Origin of the sequence: Pontibacillus chungwhensis (genome assembly GCF_030166655.1) — a bacterium.
Taxonomy (GTDB): Bacteria; Bacillota; Bacilli; order Bacillales; family BH030062; genus Pontibacillus.
On record NZ_CP126446.1, the window covers coordinates 3,497,946 to 3,515,420 of the forward strand.

At 41.8% G+C, this 17,475-nt stretch carries 20 protein-coding genes; 2 read left to right on the plus strand and 18 right to left on the minus strand.

Translation table 11 applies throughout. The annotated features are described in order from the left end of the window. Positions 1–132 precede the first annotated feature (132 nt). The 14 genes from QNI29_RS18020 to flaG form a co-directional block, all read right to left on the minus strand. Positions 133–1,533, minus strand: coding sequence for a murein hydrolase activator EnvC family protein (locus QNI29_RS18020; protein WP_231419689.1), 1,401 nt, complete (start codon positions 1,531–1,533; stop codon positions 133–135). A 38-nt stretch (positions 1,534–1,571) separates the two neighbouring features. Further along, positions 1,572–2,465: a permease-like cell division protein FtsX gene (gene ftsX, locus QNI29_RS18025; RefSeq protein ID WP_231419690.1), complete on the minus strand. Its 894-nt coding sequence runs from the start codon at positions 2,463–2,465 to the stop codon at positions 1,572–1,574. Beyond that, the gene (ftsE, locus tag QNI29_RS18030) at positions 2,455–3,141 is read right to left on the minus strand and encodes a cell division ATP-binding protein FtsE (RefSeq protein WP_231419691.1); all 687 of its coding nucleotides are present in this window, start codon (positions 3,139–3,141) and stop codon (positions 2,455–2,457) included. The genes ftsX and ftsE overlap by 11 nt, the downstream gene beginning before the upstream one ends. Positions 3,142–3,426: 285 nt before the next feature. Further along, on the minus strand, positions 3,427–3,840 hold the full coding sequence (gene cccB, locus QNI29_RS18035) for a cytochrome c551 (protein WP_231419692.1): 414 nt from the start codon (positions 3,838–3,840) through the stop codon (positions 3,427–3,429). 54 nt (positions 3,841–3,894) lie between these two features. Next, a complete protein-coding gene (locus QNI29_RS18040) occupies positions 3,895–4,758 on the minus strand; it encodes a YitT family protein (RefSeq protein WP_231419733.1) in 864 nt (287 codons plus the stop codon). 399 nt (positions 4,759–5,157) lie between these two features. After that, positions 5,158–6,259, minus strand: a protein-coding gene (gene prfB, locus QNI29_RS18045; RefSeq protein ID WP_231419693.1) for a peptide chain release factor 2 whose coding sequence is annotated in 2 segments (ribosomal slippage) — positions 5,158–6,186 and positions 6,188–6,259 — 1,101 coding nt in all. Because the reading frame shifts where the segments join, the coding sequence is not laid out codon by codon here. A 72-nt stretch (positions 6,260–6,331) separates the two neighbouring features. Continuing rightward, positions 6,332–8,848 (minus strand): preprotein translocase subunit SecA, encoded by a 2,517-nt coding sequence (gene secA, locus QNI29_RS18050; RefSeq protein WP_231419694.1) that lies wholly within the window; start codon positions 8,846–8,848, stop codon positions 6,332–6,334. Positions 8,849–9,191: 343 nt separating this feature from the next. Beyond that, positions 9,192–9,353, minus strand: a complete 162-nt coding sequence (locus tag QNI29_RS18055) for a hypothetical protein (RefSeq protein WP_231419695.1) — start codon at positions 9,351–9,353, stop codon at positions 9,192–9,194. A 465-nt stretch (positions 9,354–9,818) separates the two neighbouring features. After that, on the minus strand, positions 9,819–10,370 hold the full coding sequence (gene hpf / locus QNI29_RS18060; RefSeq protein WP_231419696.1) for a ribosome hibernation-promoting factor, HPF/YfiA family: 552 nt from the start codon (positions 10,368–10,370) through the stop codon (positions 9,819–9,821). Positions 10,371–10,727: 357 nt separating this feature from the next. Beyond that, a complete protein-coding gene (locus QNI29_RS18065) occupies positions 10,728–11,111 on the minus strand; it encodes a DUF8042 domain-containing protein (protein WP_231419697.1) in 384 nt (127 codons plus the stop codon). A gap of 8 nt (positions 11,112–11,119) precedes the next feature. Continuing rightward, the gene (locus QNI29_RS18070; protein ID WP_231419698.1) at positions 11,120–11,473 is read right to left on the minus strand and encodes a flagellar protein FliT; all 354 of its coding nucleotides are present in this window, start codon (positions 11,471–11,473) and stop codon (positions 11,120–11,122) included. Beyond that, positions 11,473–11,871, minus strand: a complete 399-nt coding sequence (gene fliS / locus QNI29_RS18075) for a flagellar export chaperone FliS (protein ID WP_231419699.1) — start codon at positions 11,869–11,871, stop codon at positions 11,473–11,475. Before fliS ends, QNI29_RS18070 begins: the two co-directional genes overlap by 1 nt. Positions 11,872–11,891: 20 nt before the next feature. Further along, a complete protein-coding gene (locus tag QNI29_RS18080) occupies positions 11,892–13,445 on the minus strand; it encodes a flagellar hook-associated protein 2 (protein ID WP_231419700.1) in 1,554 nt (517 codons plus the stop codon). A gap of 15 nt (positions 13,446–13,460) precedes the next feature. Then, complete coding sequence (gene flaG, locus QNI29_RS18085) at positions 13,461–13,817, minus strand: flagellar protein FlaG (protein ID WP_231419701.1); 357 nt, start codon at positions 13,815–13,817, stop codon at positions 13,461–13,463. A gap of 164 nt (positions 13,818–13,981) precedes the next feature. Here flaG and QNI29_RS18090 point away from each other — a divergent pair, with 164 nt between their 5' ends. Next, entirely contained in the window at positions 13,982–14,245 is a 264-nt protein-coding gene (locus QNI29_RS18090; protein WP_284526580.1) for a hypothetical protein, read from the plus strand. A 12-nt stretch (positions 14,246–14,257) separates the two neighbouring features. Next, entirely contained in the window at positions 14,258–14,935 is a 678-nt protein-coding gene (locus tag QNI29_RS18095; protein WP_231419703.1) for a hypothetical protein, read from the plus strand. A 20-nt stretch (positions 14,936–14,955) separates the two neighbouring features. On the opposite strand, the gene QNI29_RS18100 is transcribed toward QNI29_RS18095, so the two are convergent. From QNI29_RS18100 to fliW, 4 genes are all read right to left on the minus strand, one after another. Next, positions 14,956–15,069, minus strand: a complete 114-nt coding sequence (locus tag QNI29_RS18100) for a flagellin (protein WP_370635544.1) — start codon at positions 15,067–15,069, stop codon at positions 14,956–14,958. Between the two features lie 319 nt (positions 15,070–15,388). Beyond that, positions 15,389–16,678 carry a flagellin N-terminal helical domain-containing protein gene (locus tag QNI29_RS18105; RefSeq protein WP_284526581.1) on the minus strand — a complete coding sequence of 430 codons (1,290 nt, stop codon included), beginning with the start codon at positions 16,676–16,678 and terminating at the stop codon, positions 15,389–15,391. Positions 16,679–16,810: 132 nt separating this feature from the next. Beyond that, positions 16,811–17,038 (minus strand): carbon storage regulator CsrA, encoded by a 228-nt coding sequence (gene csrA / locus QNI29_RS18110; RefSeq protein WP_231419704.1) that lies wholly within the window; start codon positions 17,036–17,038, stop codon positions 16,811–16,813. Then, positions 17,022–17,471 (minus strand): flagellar assembly protein FliW, encoded by a 450-nt coding sequence (gene fliW / locus QNI29_RS18115; RefSeq protein ID WP_231419705.1) that lies wholly within the window; start codon positions 17,469–17,471, stop codon positions 17,022–17,024. Before fliW ends, csrA begins: the two co-directional genes overlap by 17 nt. Positions 17,472–17,475: the final 4 nt, after the last annotated feature.

Below are 17,475 nucleotides of genomic sequence, written 5' to 3' on the forward strand. Positions count from 1 at the left end.
TCAAGTTCTATAATCTTATCAGATGCGCGGAAATAGGTAGTAAACGGACGTGATCTTCTCCTTTGCCCCCTCCACCATCACAAAAAAGAGCCCCACCTCGAAAGGTAGAGCTCCTAGTGATAGAGTCATAGATTAAAAGTTAATGTAGCTAGCTGGGTTCACAGCGTTACTCTTTGAAGCGTTCCATGGGCCTTTGTGTAGTTCAAAGTGTAAGTGTGGTCCAGTGGAATAACCAGTGGATCCCATTTGACCAAGAACTTGTCCTTGAGATACGGACTGACCGTCAGAAACGTTACGGCTTGACATGTGTGCATACACCGTTGTGTAAACTTGTCCGCCAATAGAGTGAGTAAGGAATACTACGTTACCATAGCTTGAAGAATAATAGGACTTGATAACCGTTCCTGATGCTGCTGCTTTAATTGGGTTAGAAGAACCAGAACGTCCTAAGTCGATTCCAGGGTGTGTCGTTCCCCAACGAGCACCGAATGTAGATGTAACAGGGCCTGCTGCCGGGCGAATAAACCCGCTTACGCTTGGCGCCGGCGCCGGAGTGCTTACGGAGCCTCCGCTGTTACTACTGCTATTGCTACTACCGTTATTGCTACTACTATTATTGTTCTTCCTAGCTTGCTCTGCTGCTCTTTTAGCGGCAAGAGCTTCTGCTTCACGTTGTTCTGCAGCTGACTTCGCTTGTTCCGTACGGCGTTGTTCAGCTTTCATAGCTGCCGCTTGACCTTGAAGGACTTCAGCTTGCTCTGCGAATTCCATTTTCTTATCGTGAAGTTCTTGTTCTTGGTGCTCAAGCTCGGCCATTAGGTCGCGCTTTTGATCTAACTGCTTATCAAGCTGTGCTTTTAGAGATTCTAATTGTTGCTTTTGCTCTTCTAAGTTCGCTTTTTTCGTTTCAAGATTTTTCTTTTTCTCTTCTACTTCGATTTTCTTTTCTTCTAACGCTTTCTTCTCAGATTGATGAGTTTCTAAGATCTTTTGATCCTGTCCCATAATCTTGTTAACAGCTGATGTGCGGTTTAAGAAATCACCAAAGTCTTTAGACTCCATAATAACTTCTAGATAGCTAATATCTCCGCCGTTTTTCTGAAGGGTACGAAGGCGGTCTTTCAAAAGCTGCTCACGCTTGGCGATGCTTTCGATTAGTTCTTTGATTTCTTTCTTAAGCTGTGCGATCTCTTTTTCTGTTTGCTCAATTTCGTCGTTCGTTTTAGCAATTTGTTCTTCTTTTGCACGGATATCACTTGATGTCTTAGATACCTTCTGGTCTAACTCTTTCATTTGTGCATCGATTTTTTCTTGCTTTGCAATATTGCTACTAAGTTCTGATTCTGTTTCACTTTTGTTCTCAAGTGCGTCTTCTCGTTTCGCGTCTAGTTCTGACTGTTTCTGCTTCAATTCTTCAATCTCTTGTTGTAATTCTTTAGAAGACTTAGCCGCTGATACGTGTTCAGTAGGACCTGCGAACGTCCCGGCTAACATAAGTGCAAAGATCGAAAAAAAGCCCATTAACTTTCTCATATTCCACCTTTTCCCCTTCCCTATCTAAATGCTTCTATTTATACTTTCAGGAACTTGCGAACGCTCATAACGCTTCCCCATACACCGATGAAGGCGCCAATTGCAAGTAATATTAATGCTAACTGCCATGCTAGTGGATCAAATGGTATGATCTCAACAAATGAGAAGTTAATCTTCTCTCTTAAGTTGTTGTAGACATAGTAATAGGCCCCTACGGTTACTCCAATCGGAATGAGAGCACCAAGGATTCCAAGTAACATGCCTTCAATAAAGAATGGCCAGCGAATAAAGCTGTTAGTTGCTCCGACAAGTTTCATAATGCCAATTTCTTTACTACGTGCCGTGATCGTCAGTTTAATCGTGTTGGAAATGAGGAATATAGCTGTAAAGACTAATCCAGCAATAAGCCCAGCTCCGACGTAGCGTGAGTACTTCGTAAATTTCAGTAATTTCTCTACTACTTGTTGCCCGTATGTAACTTCATCAATGTTATCAAACTCGGCAATCTCATCCGCTACATCAAAAGTGTCAATTGGATTCTCAGTTTTAACGACGAACGCATCATTCAGTGGGTTGTCCTGTTCGAATAACTCCCATTGCTCGCCTTCTTCTCCCATATCCTGCATTAAACTTTCGAGTTCTTCTTCTTTTGAGGAAAACTCGACACTTGATACTTCAGAAATATCTCTTATTTTGGATTCGATTGTTTCAATGTCTTCATCTTGAGCTGTTAAATCTACTAAAACCCTGATTTCTACATCGTCTTCTACGTTGGTCGCCATCTGGTTTAAGTTCAACATTAGGGCAATAAAGATTCCAACGAGTAAAAGAGTTGTTGTTACGGCACCAATAGAGGCTATTGTCATCCAACCGTTCCGGTAGATGTTCTTACCACCTTCACGTATATGGCGCCCGACTGTTCTAAGCTTCATAACCGTAATCACCTCGATGCTCATCGCGTACAATTCGACCATTTTCGACTGCTATTACGCGTTTCTTGATCGTATTTACGATGTCTTTGCTGTGTGTTGCCATAATCACGGTAGTTCCTTTTGCGTTGATCTCCTCAAAGATACGCATAATATCCCATGATGTTTCTGGATCTAAGTTTCCTGTTGGTTCATCTGCAATCACCGTTTTCGGATGATTCACAATCGCTCGTGCAATCGAGACACGCTGTTGTTCCCCGCCGGATAATTCATCCGGAATATGACGAGCTTTGTGTTTGAGGTTAACGAGATCGAGGACTTCCATAACTCTGCGGCGAATATTCTTTGGAGATTCTTCAATAACTTCCAGTGCGAAAGCGATATTTTCATAGACTGTTAGCCTCGGAAGCAACTTAAAGTCCTGATACACAACGCCAATCTCTCTTCTTAAATACGGAATCTTGCGTTCTTTCAGTTTATTTAAATAAACTCCATTAATTGAAATGGAGCCGTTTGTAGCTTTTTCCTCACGATACATCATGCCGACAAGGGTGGATTTACCTGCACCACTAGGCCCCACGACATAGACGAATTCCCCTTGCTCAATAGAAAGATTCACTCCATTTAAAGCGGAAACGCCATTCGAGTATGTTTTCGACACATCTTTCATTTCGATCATAAGCAAACCACCTGTACATGTATGATTAATCTTGGTTGTCAGTTGTCAAAGTCTGTCTTCATATCTAAATTTCATTTCGTTTTTCGTCCTACTTATTATAACATCTATTTTCTGTTTTTTTAGACATAATTTTATTACATTTTCATTTCAAATGTTGTCATAATTTGAAATCTCCTAGCGAATGGTAAGAAAGGTCTCAAAGGATTGGAAAATACACACGAAAAAAGCCCAAAGTACGGAGTACCGAGGGCTTCTTCAATACGTAAGTTCAATTAAAATAAGTCCTTATTTCTTAGACGCTAACCAAGATGCAACGGTATCTGCTTCTTCATCACTAAGATTCTGAGCTGGCATACCGCCTTGACCATTCTTGATAATGTCTACAATCTTGCCCTTGTCATACTTAGAGCCGATTGTTTGAAGAGATGGACCTACTTGACCAGATAAGTCGTTTGCATGGCAACCTGCACAAGTTTGCTTGTAAATCTTCTCAGCAGCTGCAGTATCGACTTCACCGCCGCCTTCGCCTTCTGTGCTTTCGCCACCGTCTGTACCTGTGTCACCGTTTGTTCCTTCTTCTGTTTGCGTGTCTTCGCCATTGTCTTTAGTGGCGTCTTCTCCACCATCATCGCCACCGCCACCACATGCACTAAGTACAAGAGCGGATCCGAATAACAGGGCTAACAATTTGCTTTTCATGTTACTTCCCCCTAACGAAGTAGTGTAGTTTCCATCAAGGATATTATAACCAATTCAGGAAGTTTTAAAACCCTCCCCAAGTACCTCAGCTGCGTCCATTGCAATGACGAAAGCTGTGGGGTCAATACTCTTGACGGTTTGTGTCAATTTGGTGAATTCACTCTGCTCCACCACGACCATGATGATATGGCGATCTTCGTTCGTATAGCCGCCCTTCCCGTTTAACACGGTTACACCACGATCAATTTCCTTGATGATAGCTTGCCTCACTTCTTCTAATTCATTCGAAATAATCATGACATTTTTTGAACGATTTAATCCGACCTGTACAAGATCAATGGTTCTAGACGTTGCAAATAATCCAATAAGAGCAAAAAGTCCCTTCTCAATATCAAACACAATCGCCGCTGTTGTGACAATCATCCCATCGACCATCGCCACACAAAGACCTAATGGAATGTGCGTATACTTGTGAATGACCTGAGCAATTAAATCAATGCCACCCGTTGAAGCACGGCCTCTGAATACGATCCCAAGTCCAATTCCAACGCCCATTCCTCCGAAAATCGCTGCCAAAAGTGCATTGTCGGTCGCTGGCTCAATTCCACTTGTCAGCTTAACGAAAAACGGTAACGCAAGCGTTCCAACAAGGGATTTCGCCCCAAAGTTCTTCCCAAGAATAATCACTCCAAGTATAAAGAGCGGAATATTTAACGCCCACTGCACATAAGCCGGATCCCAACCGAATAACCCTTTCGTTATGGTACTGATTCCAGCCACACCGCCAGAGGCGATCTCATTCGGTAAAAGGAAAATATTAAATGCGGTCGCCACAAAAGCAGACCCCACAATAACCAACGTATACTCAATCAAATTCTTGAGCCAAGCCGGCATCGGCTCCCTCCGATACTTCTTCATCATCCCCAAAAACCCCTTTCCTTTAGCACACTACAGAGTGTCAGACACCCTTTACTGGAGTAAAGGGTGTCTGACACTCGCTGTTACGGTAAAGCTTAAAAGCGCCATGAACGTCCTTTCTTTGATTGTGTGCATTTCAGGACCTGTTCACTCGCCTATGTACGTATTTTCATAAAAGTCCGTTATGGAGTATAGCACCAAACCCTGTAGGTGTAAACGACACCGAAATAACGCATTAGCGCGGTAAAGGAATGCAGGGTGTCAGGTACGCTTTTGCGCTTTAGAGTACTGCTTGGTGTCTGAGACGCTTTCTTGCTTTAGTTCGCTACCAGGTGTCTGACACGCTTCTGTACTTTAGTGCACGAAAAAAAGCCTGCCGGGGTGGCAGGCTTTTGGTATTTAGTTGATTAGGGAGCGTAGGTAGGCGTCGATGAATGGGTCGAGATCGCCGTCCATGACTCCTTGTACGTTTCCGACTTCTTTGTTTGTACGGTGGTCTTTCACCATTGAATATGGATGGAAGACGTAGGAACGAATCTGGCTTCCCCAGCCGATTTCTTTCTGTTCACCGCGGATCTCATCAAGCTCGCGCTGCTGACGTTCGATTTCTAGTTGGTATAGCTTCGATTTCAGCATTTTCATGGCTTGCTCACGGTTTTTGATCTGAGAACGTTCAGACTGACACGTTACAATCGTGTTTGTTGGGATATGCGTAATACGAACAGCAGAGTCTGTCGTGTTAACGTGCTGACCGCCGGCACCACTTGCACGGTACGTATCCACTTTCAGGTCTTCTGAACGAACTTCAATATCAATGTCATCATTAAACTCAGGCATGACTTCACAAGATGTGAAGGACGTGTGGCGACGGCCTCCTGAGTCAAACGGTGAAATACGGACTAAACGGTGAACCCCTTTTTCCGCTTTCAGATAGCCGTAGGCATTATGGCCCTGAATGTTTAGCGTAACGCTTTTCACACCAGCTTCTTCACCTGGAAGATAGTCCATGGTTTCGACCTTGAATCCACGCTCTTCTGCCCAGCGTGTATACATACGAAGCAGCATGCTCGCCCAGTCCTGAGACTCGGTACCACCAGCACCTGGGTGTAATTCTAAGATCGCGTTGTTCTTATCATAAGGTTCACTTAGAAGCATTTGAAGTTCAAATTCATTGAGGGCTTCGCTCAGCTTCTTAAGGTCTTCCTCTAGTTCTTCAGCGAGCTCTTCATCGCCTTCTTCTTTTACAAGCTCATAGGAAACCTCAAGGTTCTCTAATGACTCCACGTGTTCTTCAAACGTGTGCACGTAGCCTTTAAGCCCGTTTACTTCGCCAATTACTTTTTGAGCTGTATCCTGGTCATCCCAGAAGCTTGGGTCCGCCATTTGCTCTTCTAATTCAGCAATGCGCTCTTTCTTTTGATCGAGGTCAAAGAGACCCCCTAAAGTCCGCTAAACGATTAGCCATTTTGTCAATCTCTTGCTTAATATCTACTAGTTCCATGACATCACCTCATCAAATTTTAAGCCAAAATAGGGAAGACACCCTCTTTATTTAAGAGCGTGCCCTCGCCTGTTATTGACCGTGACAGTTCTTGTATTTCTTACCGCTACCGCAAGGACAAGGGTCATTGCGCTTTACGTGGTCAGTTTTCACAACAGGTTTACGTTTCTTCTCTTTTTGCTGACTCTCTCCGCCACCAGAAACTGCCTGTGCTCCTTTAGCAACTTCCTGGCGCTGCAGGTTCTCACGAATTTGAGCTTTCATCACATATTTAGAAACTTCTTCTTCAATAGCTGCAATCATCTTCTCAAACATCGCGAAACCTTCGAACTGATACTCACGCAGTGGATCGTTCTGGCCATACGCACGAAGGTGAATACCCTGGCGCAATTGGTCCATCTGATCAATGTGATCCATCCACTTCGAATCAACTGTACGAAGGAGGATAACTTTCTCGAACTCACGCATCTGTTCAGGCGTTAGTTCTTCTTCCTTCTTGTCATAGCGTTCTTTCACTTTGTCCATGATCAGTTCGATCATCTCTTCAGGGTCTTTCCCTTTCAATTCTGAAGCTTCAATATCGCCTTCTTCAAGGACATTCGCTTTCAGATAAGCGACTAAAGCATCAAGATCCCAGTTCTCGTCCATCTCATCTTCGGTGTGAAGACCAACTTGACGCTCAACGGTGGATTTCATCATTTCCTCAATGATTTCACGCAGGTTGTCAGAGGTTAAAACATCAAAACGTTGCTTGTAAATGACCTCACGCTGCTGACGAAGAACGTCGTCATACGCAAGAAGCGTTTTACGAGCATCAAAGTTATTCCCCTCAACGCGTTTTTGCGCAGATTCAACGGCACGAGATACCATTTTACTCTCGATCGGTTGAGAGTCATCCATACCAAGGCGGTCCATCATGTTGCGCATGTTGTCAGAACCGAAGCGACGCATTAATTCGTCTTCCATCGCAAGATAGAACTGAGACACACCAGGGTCACCCTGACGTCCGGAACGACCGCGCAACTGGTTATCGATACGGCGTGATTCGTGGCGCTCTGTACCGATTACGGCTAGTCCACCAAGTTCACGAACACCATCGCCAAGCTTGATATCCGTACCACGACCGGCCATGTTCGTGGCAATCGTCACAGCGCCTTTTTGACCAGCGTTTTCGATAATTTCGGCTTCACGGAAGTGGTTCTTCGCGTTTAGCACATTGTGCGGTACTTTCGCTTTATCCAAGTATTTTGAAATAAGCTCAGAGGTTTCAACGGCTACCGTACCAACAAGAACGGGCTGTCCATTTTTATAACGTTCTTTAATGTCTTCTACAACGGCAAGGAATTTGGCATCCGTTGATTTATAAATCATGTCCGCCTTGTCATCACGAGCGATTGGTTTGTTCGTCGGAATGACCACAACGTTCATATTATAAATGTTACGGAACTCTTCTTCTTCCGTTTTCGCTGTACCAGTCATACCAGAGATCTTCTCGTACATACGGAAGTAGTTCTGGAATGTAATTGTGGCAAGCGTCTGGCTTTCGTTACGAATCTGAAGGCCTTCTTTCGCCTCAATCGCCTGATGTAAGCCGTCGCTGTAGCTACGACCTTTCATTAGACGACCGGTAAATTGGTCAACGATGACCACTTCGCCTTCCTGCACAACGTAATCCTGGTCGCGAAGCATAGACGTGTGTGCTTTTAGCGCCTGGTTAATGTGGTGTGTGATCGATACGTTAGAAAGATCATACAAGTTCTCAATATTGAAGAAACGTTCGGCTTTATTAATCCCTTGTTCTGTAAGCTGAACGCCTTTTGTCTTCTCATCGTACGTGTAGTCGTCTTCTTCCTTCAGTGTACGCACGTATTGGTCTGCCTGGTGATACAGGTTTGCTGACTTCTGTGCAGAACCTGAAATAATTAGCGGTGTACGCGCCTCGTCAATTAAGATCGAGTCAACTTCATCAATGATGGCAAAATGAAGCGGGCGCTGTACCATTTGTTCTTTATATAACACCATATTGTCACGCAGGTAATCGAACCCGAATTCGTTGTTCGTACCATACGTAATATCAGCGTCGTAAGCTTCTTTCTTCTCTTCCTTCGACATGCCGTTTAAGTTTAATCCAACAGTCAGTCCAAGGAATTCGTGTAATTGTCCCATTTCACTGGAGTCACGAGTCGCCAAGTAATCGTTGACGGTGATAATGTGAACCCCTTTACCTGTAATGGCGTTTAAATAGGCTGGTAGTGCTGAGGCTAGCGTTTTACCTTCACCCGTTTTCATCTCGGCAATATCCCCTTCATGAAGGGCCACTGCACCTGATAGCTGAACCGGGTAAGGGCGCAATCCTAGTACACGTTTCGCTCCTTCACGAACGACCGCGTAGGCATCTGGAAGAATATCATTCAGATCTTCACCTTTTTGATAACGTTCTTTAAATTCTTCTGTTTTCGCACGAAGATCCTCATCAGAGTACTTCTCATATTGAGGTTCTAAAGATTCAATTTGATCGACGACACGCTGCATCTTCTTAAGCTGGCGTGAATTATCGTCTCCAAATACTTTTTTCAGCAAAGCACGCATGTATAACGCTCCCCTATTTATAGAAATCCGTTACTTAAATATTTGATACATCTGCCAATTATCATAACACTTTTAGGTAGGAAGTGACAACTTATCACAAAAGCTCAAGGCGCCTTGTTAACCACCGATAAGCTTAAGGCAAAACGGGCTATGAGTTGCCTTTTACTCATAGCCCGTTTTGCCTTAAGACCTCGAGGTGGTAGGCGCCGGAGCTGGATGTCGCTTAACATCTACCATGAGCTACAATGAGAAAAGGACAACTCGAGGATGAGCCGCCCTTTTGGGTGAGGTGGGGTGATGCGAGGTCCCGTGAAGGTGAGGTGAGGGTGCAAAAACGGGGGTTTTACGTGTAGAGGTGATGAAGCTCGACGCGACGCTGCCGTTGATCAAGTTCCGTCACTTTGCGATTTGTGACAGCGAGGATTTCTAAGAGCTGCGTGATGAACTCTTCCTGCTTCTTCAGCTTATGGTACAGCTCCTGGTAGGAAAGATCGTTTTCTTTCATGAGCACGCCTCCTTTCATCGTTATATTATTTATACCATGGGATCTTTGTAATGAGCGAACGACAGAAAATGAAAAACTGCAACAGGGAACCCCGGCAAATCAAGGTTCTCTGTTGCAGTTTTTGAATTTTGGTAGGCTGCGGGCTAAAAACTGTTCTTTTTCGAGTAATTATGAGGAAATTTTTAGGGGGTGATAGGTGGAGTGTTTCCGTTGCTCTTGGTAAGTGAAAGGAGGGCTGGGAAATCACTCGCTTTCCACGGGCGAGCTGCCGAGCCTCCTCGGGCAAAAAACGTGCCCTCCGGGGTCTCGTCTATCTCTTTCTCCCGTAGGAGTCTCGCAATTTCCCAGCCCTCCTTAATGTTAAAAAGAAAAACGGAAACGCTACATCCCTCCCCTAAAAAGGAGGTAAAGATAACATCAAAAAAGTTGCCTCCCATTAATGGGAGGCAACTTTCTCATACTTTATTAATTTGGTTCGATTAAACCATATTTGCCGTCGCGGCGACGGTATACAACGTTTGTGTTGTTCGTGTCGCTGTTTGTGAAGACGAAGAAGCTATGGCCCAGCATATCCATTTGTAATACCGCTTCTTCAGAATCCATTGGTTTCAGGTCAAATCGCTTGTTTTTAACAATTTCAATATCTTCGTCATCATAAGGATCAGCTTGCTGTGAGCTCTTTTCCATTTCCGCGAAAACGTACTTAGGTGCGCCTTCGTTACGGAATTTACGGTTAATTTTTGTTTTATGCTTGCGGATTTGGCGTTCTAACTTCCCTACCACAAGGTCAATGGCAGCGTATAAGTCCACGTGCCGTTCTTCAGCACGGAGTAAGAGATTTTTCATTGGAATTGTAACCTCAATTTGCTGCTCATCATTATAGACACTTAAATTGACATGTACCTCTGATGTAGGCTCCTCATCAAAGTAACGGCCTAACTTACCAATCTTCTTCTCGACGTAATCATTAATCGCCGCCGTTACCTCAAGATTTTCACCACGAATGTTGTACTTCATAGAAAGTGTCCTCCTTTCATCCTTATGTGTAATCTATTCTACCACAACTACTAGAATACCCGCTAGAATTTTTAGAGTTTTTTGAATACTTTGCGTCAGTAATTGTTGGAAAATAGGATAAGGATGGTTTATTAGGGATACTTCCCCTTAAACCGAGCTGATTAAACCGCCTATTCTTACTTTTCTCCAGAAAATCGACAACAGCTTTTGTAAGGGCTTCCCTCACTTTTATTATACACCTTAACGACTCATATAGAGACGTATTATGCTTGGCGAATTGGTGAACGTTTTGTGGAGATATTATGACACGAAGTGATTTTCAAAAAGAAACCCGCTATCCAAAGCAGGTAACGGATCCTAATGTTGAATATAAGGTTTTAACAGCTGATGCATACTCATCCGCCAACTTTCAAAATTCGGCGCAACTCTACCACTAATAAGAGACTTCTTGTCTAAATTAGTTGGCTTCTCAAACCACTCAGACATCATTTCGACAATCTCCTGAAAATCAACGATTTGATACTTCAATTGTTCCGTATCTCCAATGAAAGCCGCTAGCTGCTGGTTCCCTTGATGAAGCTGTTGCATAGCCTGTACAAGGTCACTGAAGACTTGGTCCACTTCTGCAGGTGCTTCTTCTCCGAGATTTTCTTCTATGTAATCGAACCCCTCACTCATTGTGTAAAGGAGCTGATCGTACTGTTGTAAGAATTGCACTTTCTCTTCTGTTAGTTCTACCACACGCTCACCTACTTCTTCTTGTCTAGAAACATCCCATCGTATGAAGACACACTTTGATAGGGGTTAGTGTATTTCTGATTTGATGTTTTTCGTTTTTTCATGTGAGCAATTTCTGTTTTCAATTGCTTCATATGAATTGAAACACGTTCATTCACGACTTTGTTCATCCGAATGACCTCTTGGCCTTTTTCCCGTTCTTCATCTGTATAAGGGCCTTCTAAACCCTCTATAAGCCTTTCTCTTTGCTCTAGTAAACCAGTAAGCTTCTCAACAAACTCTTCACGCTCAGTCGCTTTTGGCGGCTGTTGAGATAGTTCGTATAGCTCTGAAGTAATGTCATGAAGTTGATCAACTTGACTCATTAAGCGTTCCCACCTGCGCCAAACTGTTGTTGACGCGTTTGTTTTACAACTTCTTTCCACGTATCCCGGAAATCTGTCATAATCCCAAATGCTTCATCTAAAATGGTCGCATCATTCTTAAGATTCGCATCCATTAAGCGGCGGTTCACATAATCATAAAGCGGCATAACTTCCTGTGTAATGGAGTAATCTGGATTCATCGTAATCATAAGCTCCTGAACGATTTTTTGAGCCTTCTGAATGTTGGTATTACGAAGCTCAATATTCTTCTCTTCAATGCCCTTTTTCGCCAGTTTCATAAACTTTAAGCAGCCGTTATACAGCATCAGCGTTAGTTCACCTGGTGATGCTGTTTCTACAGAGTTATTTTGATACGCTTGATAGGCCTGCATAGACATATCGTTAGACACTCCTTTTATTATCCAAACTGACTCATTAGCTGAGCCGATTGTGAATTTAGCTTTTGAATAGCTTTTTCCATAGCAGTAAATTGGGACCAATACCGATCTTCTATTTGAGTTAAGCGATCTTCGAAATCTCTCATTTCATCTTTAATAGAATCTAATTCTTTTCCGATTCGGAAGTTGTTGCTGACACTTGTTGATTTCCCAGCTTTCGCTTCAATCTGTTTCATGCCATTTCTAAGGGATTCTTCTAATTTATCAGCAATCCCTTTCTTATCGCCCTCACCGGAAAATAGCTTGTATACTGATTCCGGATCATTTTCTAGTGCCGATCTTAGTTCACTTTCCGTAATTAAAAGCTTTCCGCCATCACGATAGTTAGAAGAAGTTTTAATACCGATATCAGTAATGGTGTTAAAATTGCCGCTTGTTTCAACTGATTCATACCATTGGTTACGCATCGAGAAAAGGGTTCCCTCAATAGCAGAGTCGTTACTTAGAAGCCCTTTCTTTGCTTGTTCTTCCCATAGCTCTATTTCTTTTTCTTCCATCGCTTCTTTTTCTTTATCAGTAAGCGGTTTGTAATCGCGATTTTTCCGTTCACTAACTTGCTTATTTGCGCTCTCAATGATTTCATTATATTTGGCTACAAATTTTGTGATTTTATCCACGGCGTGGTCAACATTGTTGTTTACTGTAACAGAAGCATTCTTCCCATCTGTTACGTCTTTAAATTGGAAGTTCACACCATTTAATTTGTAAGAATTGTCGTGAGAAGTAATGGTTAAAGCATTATTGTAGACGAATTCAGCATCTTTGCCCCCTACTTCTGTTTTAACCCAGTTCCCGTCTTTGTCTTGTTTGCTATTCCAAACCCCAAAAGTTTGAGTTAAAAGGTTAGCGCTATCACTCTGAAAGCCAATTTCAGCACCACGAAATTCTCCCGTTTGATTGAAGTCTCCAGTCTTTGTACGTTCAAGAACAACTTGGTCAGCCTGTTCATTGTAGAAAGCTCTCACACCAAGATCGGAGTTATTAATCTTTTTAAATATATCGTTCATAGACATGTCTTTCGTTATATCTATGGTTACATCGTTAGTAGATCCATCTTCGTTATAAGTCTTCATTGTTAAATCTAGATTCGTTAAATCAATTCCGTTTTTAAACTTATTCTGCTGACTCTCAAGCGAAGCATTCAAATCAAGTGTTTCTCCGTTTTTCGTTATTGCCCCTCGACTCGTATTAATCGCAGCCGAAGCAAGTTGCTTCACTTGAACACTATAATTCCCATTACTCGCTCCCGAATCAGCTGTAGCCGTAACAGCATCAGACATAGTGGAAGAAGTAGTCTTCGTATTATAAACGTCAGAGAACTTCATATCAGAAGCCATTGTTTCAAGTTCATCAAAATTTTTATTCATATCCCGGTAAGCATCCCGCTGCCAAGTTAACCATGTTTTCTCTTGCTCCATTTTATTTAAAGGAATTCGCTCAGCCTTCATAAGGTCACCGACAATTTTATCAATGTCCATACCTGTCGCCAGACCACCAATTCGCATATCACTCATCTTTACGTCACCACCTTATACTTTTCGATCCACAAGAAAGCCTAGAAATTCCGCCATAGATGCATAAATATCTAACAGCTTCTTAGGAGGAATTTCCTTTATTACTTCATCTGTCTCAGGGTTCACTAACGTTACGTAATATTCTTCTAATTTATCATGAAATTCAAATTTAAGTTCGGTTTGCGCAGGCTCCAAAAATTCATTCATACTCTGAACAATTTCTTTAGCCTCTTCTTTGTCTAATAGTTTCTCTGTTTCCTGATAGGGAACGCTTGATTTTTTGTCCTCAACCAAACCCTCTGACGATGTTGTATTCACATTGATGCGCTCAGCCCGTTGCAGAAGTAGGGAATCATGTACAATGTTACCCACTTTCACTGTCAGCCAGCTCCTTTTCACATCTTTATATTTTATATCGGTTTGATCTGTCAAAAGTTAAATAAATAGGTTTTATAATTAAAAGAATAAAGGATCAAAATGAGGTTGATAGAGGGTATAGTAGAATAAGGATTTAAGAACCATATGTTAAAAGTGAGGTGAATGTATTGACACTATATGTTCATTACAATGAACAATTTTTAGAGTTTATAACTGGGAAGCTCTTAGGAGATGGAAACATCGTAATACAAGATCAAAGAACACCCCGTTTTCGCTTCGCTCACACTATGGCTGATCGTGAATGGGCTGTAAAAGGATATCAAATGCTCCAACAAACTATTGAAACGCCTCCACCTGTTTTCAGACAACTATATGATAAAAGAACGAACAAGTATTATAGACAATACTACGTGCAATCATAATCTTCTGAAGGGATGAACGATTTAAAAGATCTATGGTATCAAGATTATAAAAAGGTTGTTCCTATACAATTTGTGAAACGCTACATTTCACCATTTTGCTTAGCGACATGGTACCAGGATGATGGGCATTTAAAAAAACGTAAAAACACTCCTCAAAAGCTGATCTTATCCACAGATTGTTTCTCCAGAAGAGATGTTGAACAGTTACAAAAGTTATTAAAAGAAACCTACTCTCTAAACTTTCACCAAGATGGACAAAATCGTTTACTCTTATATGACCAGCCCTCTATTTATTATTTCCTAACAATTATAAGACCCTACTTAACCTCTTGTATGAGAAGAAAAGATATATTTTTGAAGGCTGTTGAAACTAATAAAACAAAATCCCTTAGAACTACGATTTACCTTCCTGAGACATTCATCTTAACGAAACCTACTTCAGAACTCAGAGATTTATTGCACAGTTTAAAGGAGATTAATAGATCCTTAAGCAATTCTTCTTTTTATCAAAAGGCATATACCTTGTTACAAAATGCAAAATATGAATCTAGCTCAGATCAAAAGAGTTACCAAGTAACCCTTACAGGCTGCATCGTGAAGGAATTAAAAGCGTTCAAACGAAAGACAGGACGCCAATATGGTGAAGCGGTCCACCTTTGTAAATTAAACAAAAATGGTCGCCTCATATGAGGCGACCATTTCTTTTAAAATTAACGTAATAGTTGAAGTACTCCTTGAGGCTGTTGGTTTGCTTTTGCAAGCATCGCTTGAGAAGCCTGAGCCAGAATACTTTCTTTTGTTTGGTTCATCATTTCTTTGGCCATCGTGCCACAATCACTCTCATGATTGACCAGACTATATCTTCACCCTCTATTGTACTAGTAGGGGTCGGGCACTTCGGAAGATGTTAACCTCCCTACGGATTTCATCACCTGAAACGGTGGTTTATCCTAGTCGTTGAACCTTCTCCATCCTTTCGGAACAGGAGCTTGGCTGCTGATTGCCCAATCCTTTTATTTCTCCACGTTCACGTTTGCCGTTTCCAGCTCCGTTGTCGCATAAAAGGCTCTAAGGGGTTTCCAGCAATTCACCCGATTGTAATCCTAACCGTTACCCGTTAGGACGACTGTGCTCCATAGCTGCTTATGCAACCGAAGCATAATCTACGTCGCGGATTCGAGATTCCGCTGCTGTTAAGTTTTCAGAAGATGTACCTAAATTGTTAATCGTATGTTCTAGACGGTTTTGATTTGCACCTAGTTTTGCACGTTCTTCTGAAACACTTTTAATAGCATTGTCAATTGTAGTAATTGCAGACTCTGCTCCTGATTGTGTAGAAATATCTACTCCATTAATTCCTAAAGCTTCTGATCTCATATCACCTATTGTCATTGAGGTGGTTTGGTTCTCGTTAGCACCAATTTGGAATCGAATACCATCACCAGAAACCTCTATGTCTGTATCACCACTGTTATTAGTTAATGTGTTATCAACCGATAATTCTAATCCACCGATTTTCACTTTACCGTCAGTAGTAACTTCATCCGTTAGAGTGGCAACTGTATTTGAGTTGCTGTCGGCTAATGCATAAGTAGCAGTTTCACCCACTGTAAAACTAGCTGTTCCATTGGAGGAAATTGCTGTATTATCTATTGTCAATTCATCGCTACCTACACTAAAAGTGGTATTGCCAGATGATGTATTAATATTATCAGCCGCACTCCCTACAAGTGCACCTGTAGAATCTAATAGAGAAACTTTTTTCGTTCCTGGACTTGATCCGTCTTCAACCTTCAGTGAATAAGCGTCACCAATATTGAAGTCACCATTAGTTGTAGTTGATAAACTAACCTTAGTTGAATTGTCAAGCCCCGTACCACCATCATTAATATCAGTTGCTACTTCATCAGCTGATGTTATAGTTAATGAATAAGTATCCTCTACCATAAATTCCTTCACTTTTACACCCTGGATATTTGCAGTCCCAGGTGTAGATAATTCTGAGGATTGGTTTTGCTCACCATTCAATAAGCTCTTAGTATTAAATTCGGTAGTATTACCAATTCGGTCAATCTCAGATTGTAATTGCTCCACTTCCGCTTGTAATGATTCACGATCATCATCAGTTTGCGTTCCGTTAGAAGCCTGTGCAGACAATTCACGCATACGTTGTAAAATACTGTGAGTTTCATTTAATGCACCTTCTGCAGTTTGAATCATAGAGATAGCATCTTGTGAGTTTCTATTAGCTTGATCTAATCCACGAATTTGACCTCTCATTTTCTCAGAAATTGCTAGTCCGGCAGCGTCGTCTCCAGCCTTGTTAATACGTAGACCTGAAGATAGTTTCTCCATAGAAGCAGCTGAACCATTATTTGCACTGTTTAACTGACGATAAGTATTCAACGCCGCAATATTATGATTAATTCTCATTTAAAATTTCCTCCTTGAATGTAAAGTTTCACGTCCCTGTGAAACTAACTAAGTATTTTGGCTAAAGTCTAAAGTCGGCCGCCTTTATTCCTTAACCTTCTACATCTTTTATCGGCAGGAGTTGACAAAGGTTTACTCTTTTTTGAAACTTTTTAGCAAATTAATAAGGTCGTCTGACGCGTTACTTGCTTCCTGATTCTCTTCTTGGATCTTTATGTAAATTTCCTTTCTGTACACATCAACAGAGCGAGGAGCTTCTATACCAATTTTTATCTGATCCCCTTCAACGGCAACTACTTTAATTTCAATATCATCGCCAATTTGAATTGATTCATCTTTCTTTCTATTCAGTATGAGCATCCGTGTCACCGCCTTCAGCTATAAGATGCCTTGTCATGTAAGGAGTATTTGTTAAAATGAGCTGCTTTCCTTTTTGGTTACTTTTATTCACAATAATCGGTGCCTGAAGGTTTGCTGTTGTGTCACTAAATGGTTCTCGCAGTGTAAGAACAGAAAATACGGCTACATCCTCAGGTCTCTCAATATGTAAGGTATCTAGCGTTTGATCATCTAGTTCAAACTCATAATTCTTAAAGAAAAGATATGGGTTCGCGATTACCAATGACACCTCTTCTTTATGAACGGACTGCATAGAATGATAGATTCCTCCTTCATCAATCGGAAGAATCACAAACTCTAGCTCCTCTTCAAAACCTGGTAACCCATTTGGGAAAATAACCACTTCTTCTTCTTTAACTTCCACTTCTCCAAAGTACTTTGTGTTTATATTCATAACT